Below are 17500 nucleotides of genomic sequence, written 5' to 3'. Positions count from 1 at the left end.
AAGCTGTATTGATAAGAAATAATAGCGAGAAACGACAATGTTAAAAAATTTGATTGGATTAGTGGCAGGGTTGCTGTTTGGCTTTGGATTGCTAATATCTGGTATGACTGATCCTGTGAAAGTACAAGGGTTTCTAGATATCTTTGGTGCATGGGATATCTCCCTTGCATTGGTTATGGGCGGTGGATTAATCGTGGCAATCGTTGGTGTGCAACTTGCCAAGCGCCAACAGACTAGCTGGATCGGTACAATGATAGAACTGCCGAGCAAAACGGTGATTAATAAAAAGCTCCTCATCGGCGCGATGCTGTTTGGTATCGGTTGGGGTTTGGTGGGTATCTGCCCAGGACCAGGTATTGTGCTGCTTGGCACAGGGCAATGGCAGGCTTATGTCTTTATCCCCGCCATGATCATCGGTATGTTGATTTATCAATGGCTTGAGCCCAAACTGGGCTGATAGATGAGTTCTCTATAAACTAGCGCTCAAACAGCCTCGCTTAGTCTACTATTTGGAGTGCTTTTACTTGGCTTCTTTATCTCCAAATTATATTGAACCAATTACAGTATAAATAGGTTAGGGCGTGTTGAACATTCAAATGTGGTGCTGGCAGTGACTATTTTTTAGACAATATGCAGTGAAATTTTTGATGCCTAGTCATTCTAGGTTAAACAATTTCGCCATATATTGGCAAAAAAGAGTACTGCCCCAAAGGGCTGATGCTAAAATCACCCCAAACGTTGTTGCAAGCCTAGCTAAGATCTCGATATTATCGTCGGTTTGCGCCTAGTTTGGTGCAATTTTAGCGATCAGCAGTCCTAACATTTGAATGTTCAACACGCCCTAGTGTTCGCAAAAAAGGTCAGCTATATATAGCTGACCTTTTTATGAGTTGTAATTTAATAAATTACCGCTTTATTGAGCGCTAGCCGTGACTTTTGGTGTTTCGTGTGCCAATGATTTGGCTGCATGGCGCAGTTCAAATTTTTGTACTTTACCAGTACTGGTCTTTGGTATTTCAGCAAAGATAATATATTTTGGTACTTTAAAGCTTGCTAAATGTTGCTTGCAATGTTCCATCACGGTGTCGCGTTGTAAAGTATTGCCTGCATGAATTTCAATAAAGGCAACGGGTACTTCACCCCATTTATCATGTGGTGCGGCAACGACGGCACAGCTTTCAATTTCAGGCATTTTATACAGAACATTTTCGACTTCGATACTAGAGATGTTTTCACCGCCTGAGATGATGATGTCTTTAAGCCTGTCCATGATTTTGATGTAGCCATCAGGGTATTTGACACCCAAGTCACCCGTACGAAACCAGCCATCAGCAAAGGCATCTTCGGTGGCTTTACGGCTTTTAAGATAACCTTTCATCACCATATTACCACGCAGTGCTAGCTCGCCCATCTCTTCACCATTGGCTGTGACGGGCTCAGTGGTACCTTGTTTGAACACTTCAAATCCCGTCATGAGGTGAGATATTACCCCTTGGCGTGATTTTTTCTGGGCACGAGCGGCGACATCTATCTCATCCCAGTCTTCTTGCTCTGCACAGACCGTCACTGGCCCATATACTTCTGTGAGGCCATAAACGTGAGAAATATGAAAGCCCATTTTCTCCATTGCCGCTAGCATGGTTTCAGATGGTGGTGCCCCAGCGACCCAGCCATTGACTTGATGGGTAATCGCCTGTTTATATTCAGGTTTGCCGCCTGCAATCATATTATGTACCACAGGTGCTGAACAATAATGGCTGACTTTATACTTAGCAATCAGCTGTAAAATCAAGTCTGCATCTATCCTGCGCAAGCAGACATTGACACCAGCACGCTCTGCAATAGTCCACGGAAAACACCAACCATTACAATGAAACAGTGGTAGCGTCCAGAGATACATCGGATGCTTGGGCATATCCCAATCTAAAATATTAGAGACGGCATTTAGTGTGGCACCACGATGATGGTAGACCACCCCTTTGGGCTTGCCTGTTGTACCAGAGGTATAATTCAGTGCAACCGCGTCCCATTCGTCTAATGGTTTTTCCCAGTTGTCTAAACTGTCAGCGCTAGCAACCAATTCCTCATAGCTCATTTGTCCAAATCGTTCGACCTTGATGGCAGTGTCTGTCGCATGAATGACGATTAAGTTGGGAAAAGTTTCATCGATAATCTCGGCATACTCAGCAAACTCACTGTCTAAAATGAGAACTTTAGCCTCTGAGTGCTGCAGACAAAAGGTGAGGGCATTGATGTCGAGTCGGGTATTTAAAGTACAGAGCACGCCACCTGACATGGGTACGCCAAAGGCACATTCGATCATCGCTGGCGTATTCGGCATCATTACTGCCACCGTATCATTTTTATCAACCCCCAGTTTGCGTAGTCCATCAGCTAACTGCCTGCAACGATCATAGGTCTGTTGCCATGTTTGAGTAAGGTTGTTGTGTTCTAGATCGTCGTAGATGATGGCAGTCTTGTCAGGGTACACCTGCGCACTGCGAATAATGAAGTCAATAGGGGTTAGTGGTTGATGGTTGGCCGCATTTTTGCCAAGACCAGTGTGGAAGTCTGTCATGAAGATAATCCTTTATCCTGTTTTTTAAATTCGCTAATATCTTAGTCGCGGTCAGCGCTATGGTCGAAGGACCAAGCCCGTGCTAATTCTAATCGACGGTATCAGCATCTAATGATTATAAACGGTCATAACAGACAATTGTACTGATTTTTTGGTGTTTATTTAACCAGTTACTGTAGAGGTGTCTACTGTCGTTAATATAATGTCCACTCACCAGTCGTTTGTCTGCATAGCTGACAATAATAGCGGTGTGTTAGGATATGAGTCATGTTACGTCCCGCAAGCCATTCATAAGGAAAATGATATGTCAGCCAGCCGCACTGCCACGCCGATTGAAACTGCCAATACCAACCAATACTATCCACATTTATTTGAACCACTCAATTTGGGTTTTACGACGCTTAAAAACCGTATGGTTATGGGTTCTATGCATACAGGACTTGAAGATCGTTTTTATAATTACGGCAAGTTGGCAGCATATTTCGAAGAGCGTGCAAAAGGCGGCGTGGCGATGATGATTACAGGTGGTATCTCACCCAATCGCGAGGGGTGGTTGCTCCCTGCGGGTGGTACCATGAACACCAAAGCCGACGTTATGAACCATCAACGTGTGACCCGTGCGGCTCATAAGCACGACAGCAAAATCATTATGCAAATCTTGCATAGCGGGCGTTACGGTTATCATCCTTTTGTACTGTCATCAAGTCCGATTAAATCGCCAATCTCACCATTTAAACCGCGCAAGATGAGTATTAAAAACATCGAGCAGACGGTAAAAGACTACGCTCGTTCAGCCAAGCTTGCCAAGCAAGCAGGGTATGACGGTGTCGAAATCATGGGCTCAGAAGGGTACTTGCTCAACCAGTTTTTATCGCGTCATGTGAATCAGCGTGAAGACATTTACGGCGGTGATATCCACGGCCGTATGAAGTTCGCTGTTGATGTGGTCAAAGCGGTTCGTGCCGCTGCCGGTGAAGATTTTATTATTCTATTCCGTCTGTCAGTGATTGATTTGGTCAAAGACGGTAACGTCATGGACGAAGTCATCACCGTGGCAAAAGCGCTAGAAGAAGCAGGCGTGACCATCATGAACACTGGCATTGGCTGGCATGAAGCGCGTGTTCCGACCATTGTCACGAGCGTACCACGGGCAGCCTTTGTTGATTTTACCGCTGAAATCAAAAAGCATATTAATATCCCAATGATGGCGGCCAACCGCATCAATATGCCAGAAACAGCGGAAGACATCGTCGCTAAAGGTCAAGCTGATATGATTCAAATGGCGCGTCCATTCTTAGCTGATGCCCATTGGGTCAATAAAGCTAAAAATGGTCAAGCGGACCGTATTAATACTTGTATCGCCTGTAACCAAGCCTGCCTCGATCACACGTTCGAAAACAAACGCTCAACGTGTCTGGTCAATCCTCAAGCTTGTCATGAAACTGAACTGGTCTATAAAAAAGTTAAAAAACCTAAAAAGGTAGCGGTTATCGGTGGCGGTGTCGCAGGTATGTCAGCGGCACATGTGGCAGCGCTGCGTGGTCATGAAGTGACATTGTTCGAAGCTAAAGATGTCTTGGGCGGTCAGTTCAACTATGCCAAAGTCATCCCTGGTAAAGAAGAGTTCTTTGAGACCATTCGCTACTATATCAATGAGCTTGAGCATTTAGGTGTTGAGATTCAACTCAATACTAAGGTTGATAAAGCCATGATCGAACAAGCCAAGTTTCATCACGTCATCGTGGCAACAGGTGTCGTGCCTAGAAGCCTAGAAGGTAAATTAGAGGGTGCTGAGTTACCACAAGTGATGAGTTATGCTGAGCTGCTCTCTGGCGAGAAATCAGTTGGCAATACTGTAGCTGTCATCGGTGCTGGTGGTATTGGTTTTGATGTCAGTGAATATCTAACCGCTAATCATGGCCAGTCGCTGGATGAAATTGGCCCTGATGCGCTAAAAGATCCAAGCTATCGCACCACACCGCAGTCTATTAGTGAGTGGCGTGAAGAGTGGGGCGTGACCAATGATGTCAATTATCAAACGGATGGTGGTTTGGTTAAGCCTGAAGCCATTAAACCTGTTCGCCAAGTTTACCTCATGCAGCGTAGCAAAGGCCGCTTGGGTAGTGGATTGAATAAAACCTCTGGTTGGGTGCATCGTGCGCATATCAAATCACACGGCGTCATCCAAGTCGCGGGTGTGCAGTATGACAAAATCACCAACGAAGGTATTTGGGTCACCAACAGTCAAGGTCAAAGCCAGTTATTACGTGTTGATAGCGTTGTCGTCTGTGCTGGTCAAGAGTCTGTTGTTGAGCTGATGCCAAATGTCGGTGATGCACCAGATGCGCAGTATCACTTAATCGGCGGTGCTAAGCTAGCAGCTGAGCTAGATGCCAAACGTGCGATTCGTGATGGGGCTGAGGTTGCGGTTGGGATATAAATATTAGATCAAAACATAAAGGTGGCGAGGTTGTTTACCTTGCTGCCTTTTTTGTATAAAAAACCTGCCGATTTGAAAATGTTCAGCGAAGTCTAATTTTAAATTAGCAAACCTAACTCACCCCACGTTTCAACACAATCCCGTCAAAATACCCTCGCATACCGCAGTGCAGTTTTCTATATTGGTCGTCCATGTCTCTTAATAACAATTGATTCTTACCTTGATAAATTGCTGGATATAAACGCAGATCAACGCTTTGATCTGGCTGATCATCGTTTATGACCCAATGATTCTCTGACCATATGGCTTTGCTTTCTCCCAAATCACAGATATGCGCATTGGTAAAAATCAAAACGCCCTCGATAATGGAAAGGTGAGGCTTATTAGCGACACTATGAATTGATACCGTGTTTGTTGCTTCTCCTGTATCTTCCCATTTCTGCGTTTCTGAATTATATATTGAGATTTGAGAGGTTTGAGAAAAATCCCCAAAGGCACTTTTGCTCGGTAAATCAGAACGACTTAGCTCATCTGAAAAACTCCAAGCCACACCGTAATTGGTTTGCTCTTCGATATATTCTTTATACTCGCGTATCAGACATTCTTCACTTTTACAGGTATCACGCTGAAACATGAGCCATGTGCGTTGATTCGCAATAGTTCTATTTTTAAAAGCTGTGCTGTCTTCATAATCAGAAGAAGTAGCAAGATTGCTTTTATATTTTTTTGCCATTGTGTCATCAAGCTTAGAAAGCTCAGGACTTTTGCAAATGGTTTTTTCTACCCAAGTAGCAGCTTTGTTGCAATCAAAACTTGCTGCATTTGCAGGCGTAGATAGTAGGCAAGTACCCAAAATACTTAGTATCGCTACGAGTAGATTTTTCATAGTGTTCTCATTGCTAGAAGATGTTTTTGTAAATGGCTTAATATCTAATCTAGAGACTTCCTAACAGCTTTCTTAATAATAGACATAAGTATATCATTATGACTATACAGTATCTTAAAAGAGACATTCATGAGAAAAAACGAATTTCTATTCGGTGATGTGACATTTAAATGGGGTGATAAGTTATCTGATATAAAAGCTCAGCTTCCTGAAAAAGATACGGTAACTCGCTCTTATGAAGAAAGTTATATGCCTAAAATAGTAACTATAAAATTAGCTAAGTTTTGGTCTCTCAACGTTGCTTACTGTCATTTTAGTGCAGCAGATGACGACCGATTGATTGATTCAATATGGATCAATATCCCAGCACAACTATTTAATAGGCAACAGGTTATTAAAAAACTTATAGCGTATTTAGGTCCGGGGTCAAACTATTTCTCTGATAGCCATTACTATAGTGATAATGTAGTAGAGCACTGTGAATGGGCATTTGATAATTGTGTTATTGGCGTTAGCATGTATGGCGGTGTACGAGAGGAAGATAACGAAAAAATTATTGGCTCTTTATCTATATCGTTAAGTGATATAGATCTTTTAGATTCCTTGTACTCAAAGCCTATACGTGAGCTGGAGTCTGAAATGGCTGATCAGGTTGATATGAGTACTATTGAGTCTTTTCAGACAAAGCAAGCACAAAGTATGCCTCGATCAAGAGAAAGAGAGGAGTTCCCAAACCATCCTGCTGCTTTCGTCATCCGAGCATTCGATGGATTACACAAAGAGGCACTGTTTCAAACGCCATTAGCAGTTCAATCAGTTATCACGGAGTCTGAAGTTTGTACGTGGCAATCTACGATAGGTGACTATTATTTATCGAACTACTGGCAAACGGTACAACTAGAGAATGATATTTTTTCTAAGTGGACCAATCTATTACCTACTAAGTCTGCTGGCGTCTGCTATGTTTCGATAGGAGGTTTGCTGATCGTTGATGAAGATAGTCGACCCGAGACCAAGATATTCGTCAGACATATCGAAAAGATCATTAAGTCTAAGATGGAGTATCACGAAGCATATGACTGTTAGGTTACCTAAGTTGATATCTAATAGAACGATCTCTATTCGCTCAAGCTGCCCTCAAGATCACCCAATGTGAGACCCGTTTCTTGAGTGCTGTAGATAGTAATGCCTGTATCGTCGATTTTATCATTCATGACTAATCTACCGATGCGATTGCTGGCTTCTTGGTTGCCTTGATCAGCTGCCTTTTGATACCACTCAAAAGCTGTGTCATAATCTTGCGGCACGCCGTTGCCATTCTCGTAGAGACCACCGATGTTAAGTTGTGCTAAATCTAAACCTTGATCAGCGGCTTTGGTATACCACTCTAAAGCCTTATCATAGTCTTGCGGTACGCTGTAGCCGTTTTCATAAAAAGTGCCAAGATTATTTTGGGCATCAAAGTCTCCATTGTCAGCTGCCAATGTATACCATTCAAAAGCTGTGTCACAGTCTTGCGGCACACCATAACCGTTCTCATAGAGACCACCCATATTAAGTTGTGCTACACCTACCCCTTGATCAGCAGCTTTTTTGTACCATTCAAAAGCTTTATCATAGTTCTGATCTACGCCTTTGCCAAAATAGTATAGTGAGCCTATATTATTTTGATCCTCAAAGTCTCCATTATCAGCTGCTAACAAATACCATTGCATTGCTTTTTCATAGTTTTGATCAATGCCTATGCCGTTTTCGTACATAACACCAAGATTAAATTGAGCATCAGAGTACTTCTGGTTAGCAGCTTTTTGAAACAGTTCAAAAGCTTTATCATAGTTTTGAGGAACCGAGTCGCCCTCATAGTAGGCTAGTCCGAGTTTATATATTTCAGCAGGGGTGCTTTGATTAGATAATATAGGTGTGTTTGAAGACTCCGCTGAACAAGCAGCAGTTATCAAACTACTGGATAGCAGTGTCGTTAGTAGTAAAGGCTGAATTAAAGGTGTGATTCTTTTTTGATACATTAAAACTCCAGTAGAAAATACTATTTAATCGGCTGATTTGGACTCACTTGCTCATACGTTTTACCTTCTGGTACGGGTATGCAATCGACCTCTTTTTGAAATTTATCAACCAACACATGGCGCCAAAATAGATACGTCAGCTGACTCAGCTTCAAAGTCAAGCTTCTCGTTTAGACACTCTATTTTTTCGACTAACTGCTGCTCTTCTTCCTTGCTTAAACGCTGCTCGTTTTTATAATCTATCTTAGAATAACGGTTGAGAGCAAGCGCTACACCATACTCTCTGTCTATTCTATATCTTAAGTAATCTAATTCAACAGTTTTCATGCTTGTCTCTTTTGGCATGTCGTTTATATCACTTGGAGTACATTTACAGATTGTGAATGAAGAACTAATATACGCTAATATTAAAGCGTCTCCTGATTTTACCAATACCCTCGGAGAGGGATAGTAAATGGAGCCTGTACTATATTCGTACCATGCCTTACTATAATTTTTTTTGGTAAAATTTATATCTCCCTTTTTACTAAGCTCGAGTAAAAATTGATAATTTCTTGCTTTTTCATCAGGACTCATGGGTTTCTTCCATTGTTTTACAAAGTGACGTAGAACGGCTTCATTATCTTCACGTTCGTCAACTACTTGCTCTTTTTCTTCTATAGTTTGCTCATTATTTATTTTTGAGCTGTCATGTTTTTCAGTAGGAGCATCACTGGCCTGATCCTGATTAGGATCATTGTTAGCCATGCAAGACGTCAGTAGGATGAGGGTCAACAGAGTGAAAACTTTTTTTTGCATTAGGTTATACCTTTCTGATTATTAGCTTACCTACGTATCGCCTATCAGTCTGCCGATGGAAGGATAGTTGTCACTCAGGTGTATAAGGATAATTAAACTCTTTTTGAAAACTTATAAAATGATCTTTCTTATCGTCTAAACCTCCAATTGAAACTATTAACAATTGCCTATCTAACTTAGAATAAGTAATTTGTTCTAAATTAGGATTATTAGAGTTTAAACATATTTTTTGCCCATCTCTCAAACTGAAATAATTTTTATTCTTGGGTTTAATCTGTATTTTGACATGATCACTTATTTCAGCATTCGGATCCAATATAGCAAGCTCTTCCATTTTAATATAATTAAAAATTATAGGATTTTCCATAACGACGGCAGAACTGAATATTGGCATAAAACATAAATCACCTTTGCTGTTTTTCGATATATCAATACTTCCTTCGATAGGAGGGCTATGCGTAGGATAGTCTTGGAAACATCCAAGAAGACTAGTTGTTGATAGCACGAATATTATTTTAAGTATATTGAATATATAAGAATTCATTACTCGATCTAAACACCTTATTCTACTTTTTCGTATCAATAATAGCATCTAGAAATTCCTTATTACTCAACTAGGTAAGGATAGTCAAATTTTTTGTAAAAAATTATCGAGATTTCATTTTTGTCATCTATGCCAGCAATTGAGACTGACAATGATTGCTTGTTTAAAGGTGTGTAAATAGTTTTTTCTAAATTAGGATTGTTAGAATTTAGACATATTTTTTGTCCATTTTTTAAAGTAAAATATTTCTTACTTTTAGGCTCAATATTTATTTTAATTCGATCCCCTCCTGTTGAGTTAGGGTCGGAAATAGTAAGATACTCCATATTTATACTCCTTAAATTTACAGATTCTTCCATAAAGGTAGCAGAGGCAAGTAAAGGCATAAAACATAAGCCACCTTTACTATCTTTTGATATTTCAATATCTCCAGTAATAGGAGGACTATGTGCACGGTTATCAAAAATGCAGCCAGATATACCAAGCGATATCAATAAAATGATTGGATTTAAAAAGTAATATGAAAAATTATTCATGAATTTAGTCATATCTTTTAATACCTTTTGAAAAAAACATTGTAAAAAGTTCACAACCAAAGTAAATAACAACTATTTCTTAATCACTGTATCTACTACTATTGAATAATGAGCTAAATATGCTTCACTACGATTAGTAGCTCTTTGCTTAACTTTATCAATAAGTCTATTCTTCATAGCCCAATAATCCGCAACAATAGAAGCTTGCTGTTCTATCTCATAATCAAGTAGATTTTTGCTTTGATCAAGTTTATATACGTACGCACCATCTCCTAATCCAATTTTACTTGGGAATTCAAAAAACAGTTGCTCGCCAATAGCACGTAAGGCAACAGTTTGACCATTCTGATACTGCCATACATGGGTCATTTCATGTATAAAGAAATGCTTGCTGGCGGCGTCTGAAGCTAGAGAAAAGTCCTTTTCATGTGCTTTTGGCGCAAAATATATATCACCTGCACGGGCAACAGGTGAACCATCCACTATATAGGACGGGTCACCAGTGATAATAGTGACAACCTTTTTGCACTTCTTACAGACGACTTTGTCCCCTTTACGAGCGACAGGAATGCCATAATGAGTGGTTTGTAAAGAGCTGGTGATGACCGTACCGCCATTGGTAAAGCCTTATATTCAAAGCCAGATTTGGGTCAGTACGTCACGGAAGTCAAATCTATTTTAGATGGTTTGGTGGAGTGATGAGGTTGTTAAACACTTTATAAATTAGTGGCTGTATGAGCTAAAAACTGTTGGCTCATACAGCTTTTATTATTATTGGCTCATATTTTCAAGATCACCCAATGTAAGACCAGTTTCTTGAGTGCTGTAGATAGTGATACCAGTATCGTCAATTTTATTATTCATGACTAATCTACCGATGCGATTGCTTGCTTCTTGATTGCCTTGATCAGCTGCTTTTTTGTACCATTCAAAAGCTGTGTCATAATCTTGTGGCACGCCGTTGCCGTTTTCGTAGAGACCACCAATAGCAAGCTGTGCTAAATCTAACCCTTGGTCAGCGGCTTTTTGATACCACTCCATGGCTTCGTCATAGTCCTGTGACACACTGTAGCCGTTCTCGTAGAGACCACCAATATTAAACTGTGCCATGGCTGAATCTCGCTCAGCTGCTTTTTGATACCACTTCAAAGCTTCACCATAGTCCTGAGTCACGCCTTCACCAAAATAATAAAGCGAGCCAATATTACTTTGCGCATCGACAGATCCATTCTCGGCGGCTAATAGATACCACTCCATGGCTTTTTGATAATTTTGATCTACGCCCAAACCTTCATAATACATAACACCTAAATCAAATTGAGCATCAGAATCTCCTTGGTTAGCAGCTTGCTCAACCCATTCAAATGCTTTTTGATAATTTTGATCTACGCCTAGCCCTTCATAATACATAATACCTAGATAATGTTTAGCAGGTGCGTAGCCTTGATCAGCGGCTTTTTGAAACAGTTCAAAAGCTTTTTCATAGCTCTGAGGAACTGAGTCGCCCTCATAGTAGGCTGCTCCAAGTTCATATATTTCAGCAGGGGTGTTTTGCTTGGAAAGTATCTCTGTATTTGATGATTCTGCTGAGCAAGCAGCAGTTATTAAACTACTGGATAGCACTGTCGCTAGTAGTAAAGACTGAATTAAAGAAGCAGTTTTTCTTTGATACATCGAAACTCCGGTAGGAAATACTATTGAATTGGCTGATTTAGACTAACCTGTTCGTAAGTTTCACCTTCTCGTACAGGTATGCAAGCTACTATTTTTTGATATTTATCAACCAATACATGGCGCCAAAATGGATACGTCAGCTGACTCAGCCTCAAAGTCAAGTTTCTCGTTTAGACATTCTATTTTTTTGACTAACTGTTGCTCTTCTTCCTTGCTTAAGCTCTGCTCTTCTCTGTAATCTGTTTTGGGATAACGGTTGAAGTCAAGCGCTACGCCATATTCTCTATATATTCCATAACGTAAGTAATCTAATTCAACAGTTTTCCTGCTTGTATCTTCTGTCATATCGTTTATATCACTTAGACTACAATTACAGATTGTGAATGAAGAATTAAGATAGCCTAGTATTAAAGCATCTCCTGCTTTCACTAATACCCTAGGGGAGGGGTAGTGAATAGATCCTGCGCTATATCTATACCAAGCTCCGCCATAGTTGCCTTCGGCAAGCTTAATATCCCCGTCTTTTTCAAGATCAAGTAAAGATTGATACTTCCTTGCTTTTTCATCAGCACTTATGGGTTCCTCCCATCGTTCTACAACGCGACGTAGAACGGCTTCATTGTCTTCACGTTCGTCAACTATTAGCTCTTTTTCTTCTATAGCTTGCTCATTATTTATTTTTGGGCTGTCATGGTTTTCAGCTGAAGCAGCGCTGGGCTTATCATGATTAGGAGTATTGTTAGACATGCAAGATGTTAGCAGGAGGAGGGTCCACAGAGTGAAAGCTTTTTTTTGCATTAGGTTATACCTTTCTGATTATTAGCTTACCTACGTATCGCCTATCAGTCTGCCGATGGAAGAGTAGTTGTCACTCAGGTGTATAAAGGTAATTAAACTCTTTTTGAAAACTTATAGAATGATCTTCCTCATCGTCTAAACCTCCAATTGAAACTATTCACAACTGCCTATTTAATCATCTGATTAATGGGTGCCTTGGTCAGTAATGCTTGTAGTTATTCTATTCATTCTATCTTCATTTCCTTTTGGTTCATATACTGCCGATAATGGCTGTAATATTTGTAGTACCTATAACTTTTATAGGCGAATAGTACGAATAACAATAGATTTTCGAAAGAGTTATTTTTGTCCCAAAATATTATTATTAAAATAATGCATATATTAGGTATAAACAGCCATAAATTATATTTTGCATAATTAATATTGCGTAGTACAAGTAAGTCTACAACGATGTTTGAAATAACTAACAAGATAAATAACATAGCAGGAACTGAGCTAGATATCAGCTGCCAAATAAATTCAAAGCCACCAATATTAGCCCTACCTGCCATTTTTTCCATAGCAGGTCCTGCGATTACAAACATAGACATGATAACGCACGTAATAAGGATAGTACCTATCGCTTGATCCTTGGATGCTTTTTTAAGATATTTTATAGCTTTCATGATTTACCCATGCATCAGTCGTTGGCAAACGCTCGTATGCTGTCATAGTTTGTCATTATATGGCCTCTTAAGATGGAAATATACCTATTAGGCAAGTGATCAGATAGGCAAGTGATCAGATTTTGGATTTAAAAGCTAATCATTCATATACAACTTTTTATATACTTGTCCGTTGTCTTTATAGTATATCGTGCAAGTTGATTTACCTATGGTTCTAGGATCAGAGACCAATAGTCTTTTGTCTTGAGTGTTTTTATATTGTTCAAAATTATTATTCTCAACATCTCTTTGCACATCGTTAATCAAGTTTCCTTCATTAATAGAATCACAAAACTCTTGCATCTTTTTTGGATAATAAGTAAAAACAAAAATAATATATAAGATATAAAAAAGTATCAGAAATATCATGATTGTTTTAATGTAGCTCCATATTTTTTTGATCATATTATTCACCTCTTATGCCGTACAGACCATCGTTTGTACCGTAGTAACCTGCTAGTAACTCATCCCAAGTGGCAGGCGACCCTCTTGTAGGCGAGATATTGTTGCCTACTAAAGATTCAGTGGTATGACCTATTAGGTTTAAGTATATTTTGTAACTTGAATATCCATAAGTTAGAACATGAAAAGTGCCCCATTGTTGATTATTTTCCCTAACTTTATACAAGGCGTATAGGTAATGTTCTGCATTTCTATCCGTCTCACGTAGCCCAGCATAAGTATTTCTATGATTACGAATTCTTTCATGAGCTAAATTAGCATTATCACTATTATCACGTAAGTATTGCATCGCCGTATCCTCACCCAAGAATCGATCCTTTGCTGCCTGCCTTTGACAGATATTTGCATAAGTCGTGCACTTGACGACTTTAGGTGTTTGATCGCTCTCACAAGTTAAGCTTTTCCTACCTAATATTATTCGTCTGCTCGTTTCGTGCTTCTGACTGTTTTTCTCAATATCTTTTAGTAACTCGTTAATACGCTGCTGTGTTATAGGCTGACTCATAATGTAACTTCCATATCTAACAAAATAGTAATGTCATGAGCTTTCGGCATCTTTGGCGTCCGTACTGTGAAGCCATTGCCATCAGTAATTCCTTTAAGCAGCTCTTTCTCATCACATAGCATCACATAAGGCACGTTTTTAAGAGGCTTTCCCGTAAAGTCATCAATCAATTGAAATTGTTCATCAAACTGTTCATCGGGCGAATTATTCATATCCGACTTCGCAAACTGCAATGGTTCTGCCTGTGCAATACTACCCACATCAAAACCCGACTCCGAAAATGCTTGCTGCATAGCAATCAGTTTTGAGCCGCAGCTGGTCATATCACCTGCACGAGCAACAGGCGCACCATCCACTATATAGGACGGGTCACCCGTGATAATCGTCACGACTTTTTTGCATTTTTTACAGACGACCTTGTCGCCCTTCCGAGCGATAGGAATACCATAATGAGTGGTTTGCGGAGAGCCGGTGATGACCGTACCGCCATGCGTCGTCTTTGCGCCAACTGTGATATAGGCTACCATATTGCTACCTTGCTTCAATGTCTAAAGTTGAGGTTTGAATACCCAATTTATGATTTATATAGCACTATCGATGATTATTAAATATCGAACTTAAGTTCATCACGCAGTATAATCTATATGGCACATATAATCTATGCCGAGCAAGCGAGGTGTTTTAGCGGTTGATTATACAGCCTAGCAGCAAGCAAAAATCTAACCTTCCATCTCATGAATCAACCATTTAGACACGTCATTCACTTGTGCTGCTACATCAGGATACGCTGTGCCGAGCTCATCAAGTTTGGTTTTAATGTCATTTTTATTGTATTTGACGCCAGTCAAGGTTTCTTTTAATCGTTCAATCAATTCAACATTTAGTGCATCAGAGAATATAACAACGTCGCGAATGACTGCTTGCTTCACATCAAGATGCAAATCGATAATGCCCCAATCAAAGCGTGTCTCAATGTGGTGGGTAAACTCAGGCGTCTTGCCAAAGCGCCAATCCCAATCTGCCATTTGCTGATAGTATTTATTCAAGGTCGGTTGCTTGGCGAGGCTGGCTTCATCTAGCGTTTCTATGGGTGCAGTGTCGCCATAATCTTTGTCGCGATAGTATTCACAAAACGCTTCGATAATAGCATCGGATAAAGTCTCGTGATTGATGTTCTCGTTAAACTTAACCAAGTTAGCGACGCGAGCACGCACGGATTTAATACCTTTGGCTTTTAGCTTAAGTGGATGAGGGTTGAGGTAATCGCCTAGCTTTTGCATGTTAGCGTTCACCAATAATGTCCCGTGATGAAAGCTGCGATCTGCTGCATGTTTAAAAGCGCTGCCTGAGATTTTCTTATTACCCACTTGCATGTCGTTACGCCCAGATAAGTCAGCCTCTATACCTAACTTTTTCAGCGCATTAATGATGATGGTAAAGTTCGCTTTTTGGTCGTAGCTATCTTTGGGTGATAAAAAAGTAAAATTGGTATTACCTAGGTCATGAAATACCGCGCCACCGCCACTCTGACGGCGTGCCAAAAACACATCATCGGCTTCCATTTTATCGATTTTGCATTCCACCCACGGATTCTGCGAACGTCCGATAACCACGGTCTCAGAATTACGCCACAAGAATAGCGTGTGCGAGTCGGGGTTGAGGGTATTAAATATCCAGTCCTCGGTCGCAAGATTGAACCAAGGGTTGGTCACGGCAGATTTTAAGATGCGAAGTTTCATTTTTTGTCCTTTTTCTCAAATGTTCTTTTAAGATTTAGTGTTATGAGTACATATGAATAGCTAATATTTTAAAAACTTAAGTTTGGTATTGGTGTTATAATCGTTCGTTTTGACTTTTAGTCTCATCACGATAACTCTTACAAAGTAATGTTTTACCTATGGATTTTTCCAAGGAAACTACAGGGGCTGTTGATGACTTATATAAGAGGTCGACTATGATTATATTTTAATAAGGAAAACTTGGTTTTGGAATTATTATTTGGAGTACTACTGGCATCATTGGCTTTGTTTTTTTCCGTATCTTATATTTATGCTGACAAAAAAAGTAAAGATCAATTAAGAAATATCGATAATCCAGTCAGAAAAATAAGTGAACAAGAGAAACTATACTTAAACCTTCATATGCAAAGATTTAACTTGTCATATGCTAATGAACATTTTGATAATGTCTATCTAATAGAGGGAAAAGATGTCGTTGCTCATACCTTTGCCACGTCAGGACATACTCAAACAAAACTGCGATTAGATAACAAACATATCTATTTCCCTTATGATATGGATATCTATATTGATAATGAGGCCAATCGTATTGAAGTTGTTATTGTTAAGGGACACTGGCCAAGTTCGGCAAGAACTTACTATGCTATAGCATTAAACGTTAACGGTAGAGACCTAGCAACCAATGCTAAGTTTTTTATAGGTGCAAGTAGTACGGATACTTTAGAAGTGGTTTCACAGCGTTTAGAAACGGCTTTAGAATATGATATTCGACAAAGCAATATCATATATGTTGAGCCTGCCATTTTTCTTATTGCGACCATTCTTTTACTATTATTTGCTTCATGGTGTACAGGGATATTCTTCTATATTTATATGTTATTTGCATTAGGCAGTGCTGGGTTGACCATAAAACATGTAATTGATATCTACCAAAAACATAAAGCACCGCAACAGGTTATAACAGTAAAAGGTCATCTGTTGTTATTGAAAGTCAGGGACATAGAAACGTTACATAAAATTAGCTTATCGCTTTGCTTGAGTTCAACTTATTACCTGCATGTTCCTTACTATATTACCGAAAAATTTCCTGATTTCCTTGAGACACATGAAGATATAGAGGATTATAGTGTTGATATTACTGCTCATAAGCAATCAGGGTATATGCTATTAAGTGCTCAAGATACTCCGTCCCTAGAGGTAATGACAGAAAATAATCAACCATCAGCAGATAAGCGCGGTCTGGTCTTCTTTAGTATAATTTTCATTACTTGGTGCTATTTCAGTATTACAGATGATGTCTCGGATATGGTAGAAATATTCAATCCTACAATATACACGATCAATGATGGAACTAAGAGTTATAAGCAAGCCATAGCGACTCTTCTAATTTTAATATTATCTGCGTCTGTATTTTTTGTTACGTTCTTTTCTTTTTTTCATAAAAGTATTGCTAGGAAAAGTTTAAAGTCGCAGATTTAGTTGTATCAGTATTAGTTGACATAACCTATAGGGTTGGAAAAGTTTATTCAAAGTCTTTATTTCTAATAAACGAGCAACCAAGTCAATTTTAACCAACTTACTAGAGTGCGGTGATAAGGATATTGACTTTATTTTAGATAAGGTAAATTTATAAACAGAAAGTGGGCGGCAAGTATAGAGAAACAATCCCCATTGAGCGATTAACAAGTTATCATCGTAGTCTTTTTTCACAATACGACAGTTTTACGACTGAGACTTTTAATAACGGCGCATTTATTAAATGTAGGCACGTGCCGTTTGACGTTCAATAGGATTCATCCATGACCAAACGCG

The 17500-nt window shown here is 39.5% G+C and carries 16 protein-coding genes and 1 pseudogene; 4 read left to right on the top strand and 13 right to left on the bottom strand.

Annotation, left to right across the window (positions count from 1 at the left end):
- Positions 1 to 37: 37 nt before the first annotated feature.
- Complete coding sequence (locus ACT3QP_RS04335; RefSeq protein ID WP_192518563.1) at positions 38 to 457, top strand: DUF6691 family protein; 420 nt, start codon at positions 38 to 40, stop codon at positions 455 to 457.
- A 456-nt stretch (positions 458 to 913) separates the two neighbouring features.
- Here ACT3QP_RS04335 and ACT3QP_RS04330 read toward each other — a convergent pair whose 3' ends face one another.
- On the bottom strand, positions 914 to 2578 hold the full coding sequence (locus ACT3QP_RS04330) for an AMP-binding protein (RefSeq protein WP_192518562.1): 1665 nt from the start codon (positions 2576 to 2578) through the stop codon (positions 914 to 916).
- A 304-nt stretch (positions 2579 to 2882) separates the two neighbouring features.
- On the opposite strand from ACT3QP_RS04330, the gene ACT3QP_RS04325 reads away from it, so the two are divergent.
- Entirely contained in the window at positions 2883 to 5018 is a 2136-nt protein-coding gene (locus ACT3QP_RS04325; RefSeq protein ID WP_192518561.1) for an NADPH-dependent 2,4-dienoyl-CoA reductase, read from the top strand.
- Positions 5019 to 5130: 112 nt separating this feature from the next.
- Here ACT3QP_RS04325 and ACT3QP_RS04320 read toward each other — a convergent pair whose 3' ends face one another.
- The gene (locus ACT3QP_RS04320; RefSeq protein WP_192518560.1) at positions 5131 to 5904 is read right to left on the bottom strand and encodes a lysozyme inhibitor LprI family protein; all 774 of its coding nucleotides are present in this window, start codon (positions 5902 to 5904) and stop codon (positions 5131 to 5133) included.
- Between the two features lie 129 nt (positions 5905 to 6033).
- Between ACT3QP_RS04320 and ACT3QP_RS04315 the strand changes: the two genes are divergently transcribed.
- Positions 6034 to 6990: a hypothetical protein gene (locus ACT3QP_RS04315; protein ID WP_192518559.1), complete on the top strand. Its 957-nt coding sequence runs from the start codon at positions 6034 to 6036 to the stop codon at positions 6988 to 6990.
- A 32-nt stretch (positions 6991 to 7022) separates the two neighbouring features.
- Here ACT3QP_RS04315 and ACT3QP_RS04310 read toward each other — a convergent pair whose 3' ends face one another.
- The 11 genes and pseudogenes from ACT3QP_RS04310 to ACT3QP_RS04260 all read right to left on the bottom strand — a co-directional run bounded on the left by ACT3QP_RS04310 (position 7023) and on the right by ACT3QP_RS04260 (position 15688).
- Positions 7023 to 7928 (bottom strand): tetratricopeptide repeat protein, encoded by a 906-nt coding sequence (locus ACT3QP_RS04310; protein WP_192518558.1) that lies wholly within the window; start codon positions 7926 to 7928, stop codon positions 7023 to 7025.
- 105 nt (positions 7929 to 8033) lie between these two features.
- Positions 8034 to 8675, bottom strand: coding sequence for a hypothetical protein (locus ACT3QP_RS04305; protein WP_192518557.1), 642 nt, complete (start codon positions 8673 to 8675; stop codon positions 8034 to 8036).
- Between the two features lie 121 nt (positions 8676 to 8796).
- Complete coding sequence (locus tag ACT3QP_RS04300) at positions 8797 to 9120, bottom strand: hypothetical protein (protein WP_192518556.1); 324 nt, start codon at positions 9118 to 9120, stop codon at positions 8797 to 8799.
- Between the two features lie 212 nt (positions 9121 to 9332).
- The gene (locus ACT3QP_RS04295) at positions 9333 to 9806 is read right to left on the bottom strand and encodes a hypothetical protein (protein WP_442062429.1); all 474 of its coding nucleotides are present in this window, start codon (positions 9804 to 9806) and stop codon (positions 9333 to 9335) included.
- Between the two features lie 72 nt (positions 9807 to 9878).
- Positions 9879 to 10415, bottom strand: a pseudogene (locus ACT3QP_RS04290) (PAAR domain-containing protein); the annotation flags it as partial.
- Positions 10416 to 10577: 162 nt separating this feature from the next.
- A complete protein-coding gene (locus tag ACT3QP_RS04285) occupies positions 10578 to 11480 on the bottom strand; it encodes a tetratricopeptide repeat protein (RefSeq protein ID WP_444524603.1) in 903 nt (300 codons plus the stop codon).
- 105 nt (positions 11481 to 11585) lie between these two features.
- The gene (locus ACT3QP_RS04280; protein ID WP_444524602.1) at positions 11586 to 12227 is read right to left on the bottom strand and encodes a hypothetical protein; all 642 of its coding nucleotides are present in this window, start codon (positions 12225 to 12227) and stop codon (positions 11586 to 11588) included.
- 275 nt (positions 12228 to 12502) lie between these two features.
- Positions 12503 to 12943, bottom strand: a complete 441-nt coding sequence (locus ACT3QP_RS04275) for a hypothetical protein (protein ID WP_444524601.1) — start codon at positions 12941 to 12943, stop codon at positions 12503 to 12505.
- Positions 12944 to 13388: 445 nt separating this feature from the next.
- Positions 13389 to 13949 (bottom strand): hypothetical protein, encoded by a 561-nt coding sequence (locus ACT3QP_RS04270; protein WP_444524600.1) that lies wholly within the window; start codon positions 13947 to 13949, stop codon positions 13389 to 13391.
- Positions 13946 to 14476 (bottom strand): PAAR domain-containing protein, encoded by a 531-nt coding sequence (locus ACT3QP_RS04265; protein WP_444524599.1) that lies wholly within the window; start codon positions 14474 to 14476, stop codon positions 13946 to 13948. The genes ACT3QP_RS04270 and ACT3QP_RS04265 overlap by 4 nt, the downstream gene beginning before the upstream one ends.
- A 192-nt stretch (positions 14477 to 14668) precedes the next feature.
- Positions 14669 to 15688 (bottom strand): lipoate--protein ligase, encoded by a 1020-nt coding sequence (locus ACT3QP_RS04260; protein ID WP_192519691.1) that lies wholly within the window; start codon positions 15686 to 15688, stop codon positions 14669 to 14671.
- A 246-nt stretch (positions 15689 to 15934) separates the two neighbouring features.
- On the opposite strand from ACT3QP_RS04260, the gene ACT3QP_RS04255 reads away from it, so the two are divergent.
- Entirely contained in the window at positions 15935 to 17167 is a 1233-nt protein-coding gene (locus ACT3QP_RS04255; protein ID WP_192519690.1) for a hypothetical protein, read from the top strand.
- The last annotated feature ends 333 nt before the right edge of the window (positions 17168 to 17500 follow it).

Origin of the sequence: Psychrobacter sp. AOP7-B1-24 (assembly GCF_052376215.1) — a bacterium.
GTDB lineage: Bacteria > Pseudomonadota > Gammaproteobacteria > Pseudomonadales > Moraxellaceae > Psychrobacter.
The sequence above is the reverse complement of the archived record's forward strand: the minus strand, read 5'-3'. Positions and strand labels throughout refer to the sequence as shown.

Coding starts and splice junctions, on each gene's coding strand:
- ACT3QP_RS04335 (WP_192518563.1), top strand. CDS start 38: ATGTTAAAAAATTTGATTGGATTAGTGGCAGGGTTGCTGTTTGGCTTT.
- ACT3QP_RS04330 (WP_192518562.1), bottom strand. CDS start 2,578: ATGACAGACTTCCACACTGGTCTTGGCAAAAATGCGGCCAACCATCAA.
- ACT3QP_RS04280 (WP_444524602.1), bottom strand. CDS start 12,227: ATGTCTAACAATACTCCTAATCATGATAAGCCCAGCGCTGCTTCAGCT.
- ACT3QP_RS04295 (WP_442062429.1), bottom strand. CDS start 9,806: ATGAATAATTTTTCATATTACTTTTTAAATCCAATCATTTTATTGATA.
- ACT3QP_RS04260 (WP_192519691.1), bottom strand. CDS start 15,688: ATGAAACTTCGCATCTTAAAATCTGCCGTGACCAACCCTTGGTTCAAT.
- ACT3QP_RS04270 (WP_444524600.1), bottom strand. CDS start 13,949: ATGAGTCAGCCTATAACACAGCAGCGTATTAACGAGTTACTAAAAGAT.
- ACT3QP_RS04320 (WP_192518560.1), bottom strand. CDS start 5,904: ATGAAAAATCTACTCGTAGCGATACTAAGTATTTTGGGTACTTGCCTA.
- ACT3QP_RS04300 (WP_192518556.1), bottom strand. CDS start 9,120: ATGCCAATATTCAGTTCTGCCGTCGTTATGGAAAATCCTATAATTTTT.
- ACT3QP_RS04310 (WP_192518558.1), bottom strand. CDS start 7,928: ATGTATCAAAAAAGAATCACACCTTTAATTCAGCCTTTACTACTAACG.
- ACT3QP_RS04285 (WP_444524603.1), bottom strand. CDS start 11,480: ATGTATCAAAGAAAAACTGCTTCTTTAATTCAGTCTTTACTACTAGCG.
- ACT3QP_RS04265 (WP_444524599.1), bottom strand. CDS start 14,476: ATGGTAGCCTATATCACAGTTGGCGCAAAGACGACGCATGGCGGTACG.
- ACT3QP_RS04275 (WP_444524601.1), bottom strand. CDS start 12,943: ATGAAAGCTATAAAATATCTTAAAAAAGCATCCAAGGATCAAGCGATA.
- ACT3QP_RS04315 (WP_192518559.1), top strand. CDS start 6,034: ATGAGAAAAAACGAATTTCTATTCGGTGATGTGACATTTAAATGGGGT.
- ACT3QP_RS04305 (WP_192518557.1), bottom strand. CDS start 8,675: ATGGCTAACAATGATCCTAATCAGGATCAGGCCAGTGATGCTCCTACT.
- ACT3QP_RS04325 (WP_192518561.1), top strand. CDS start 2,883: ATGTCAGCCAGCCGCACTGCCACGCCGATTGAAACTGCCAATACCAAC.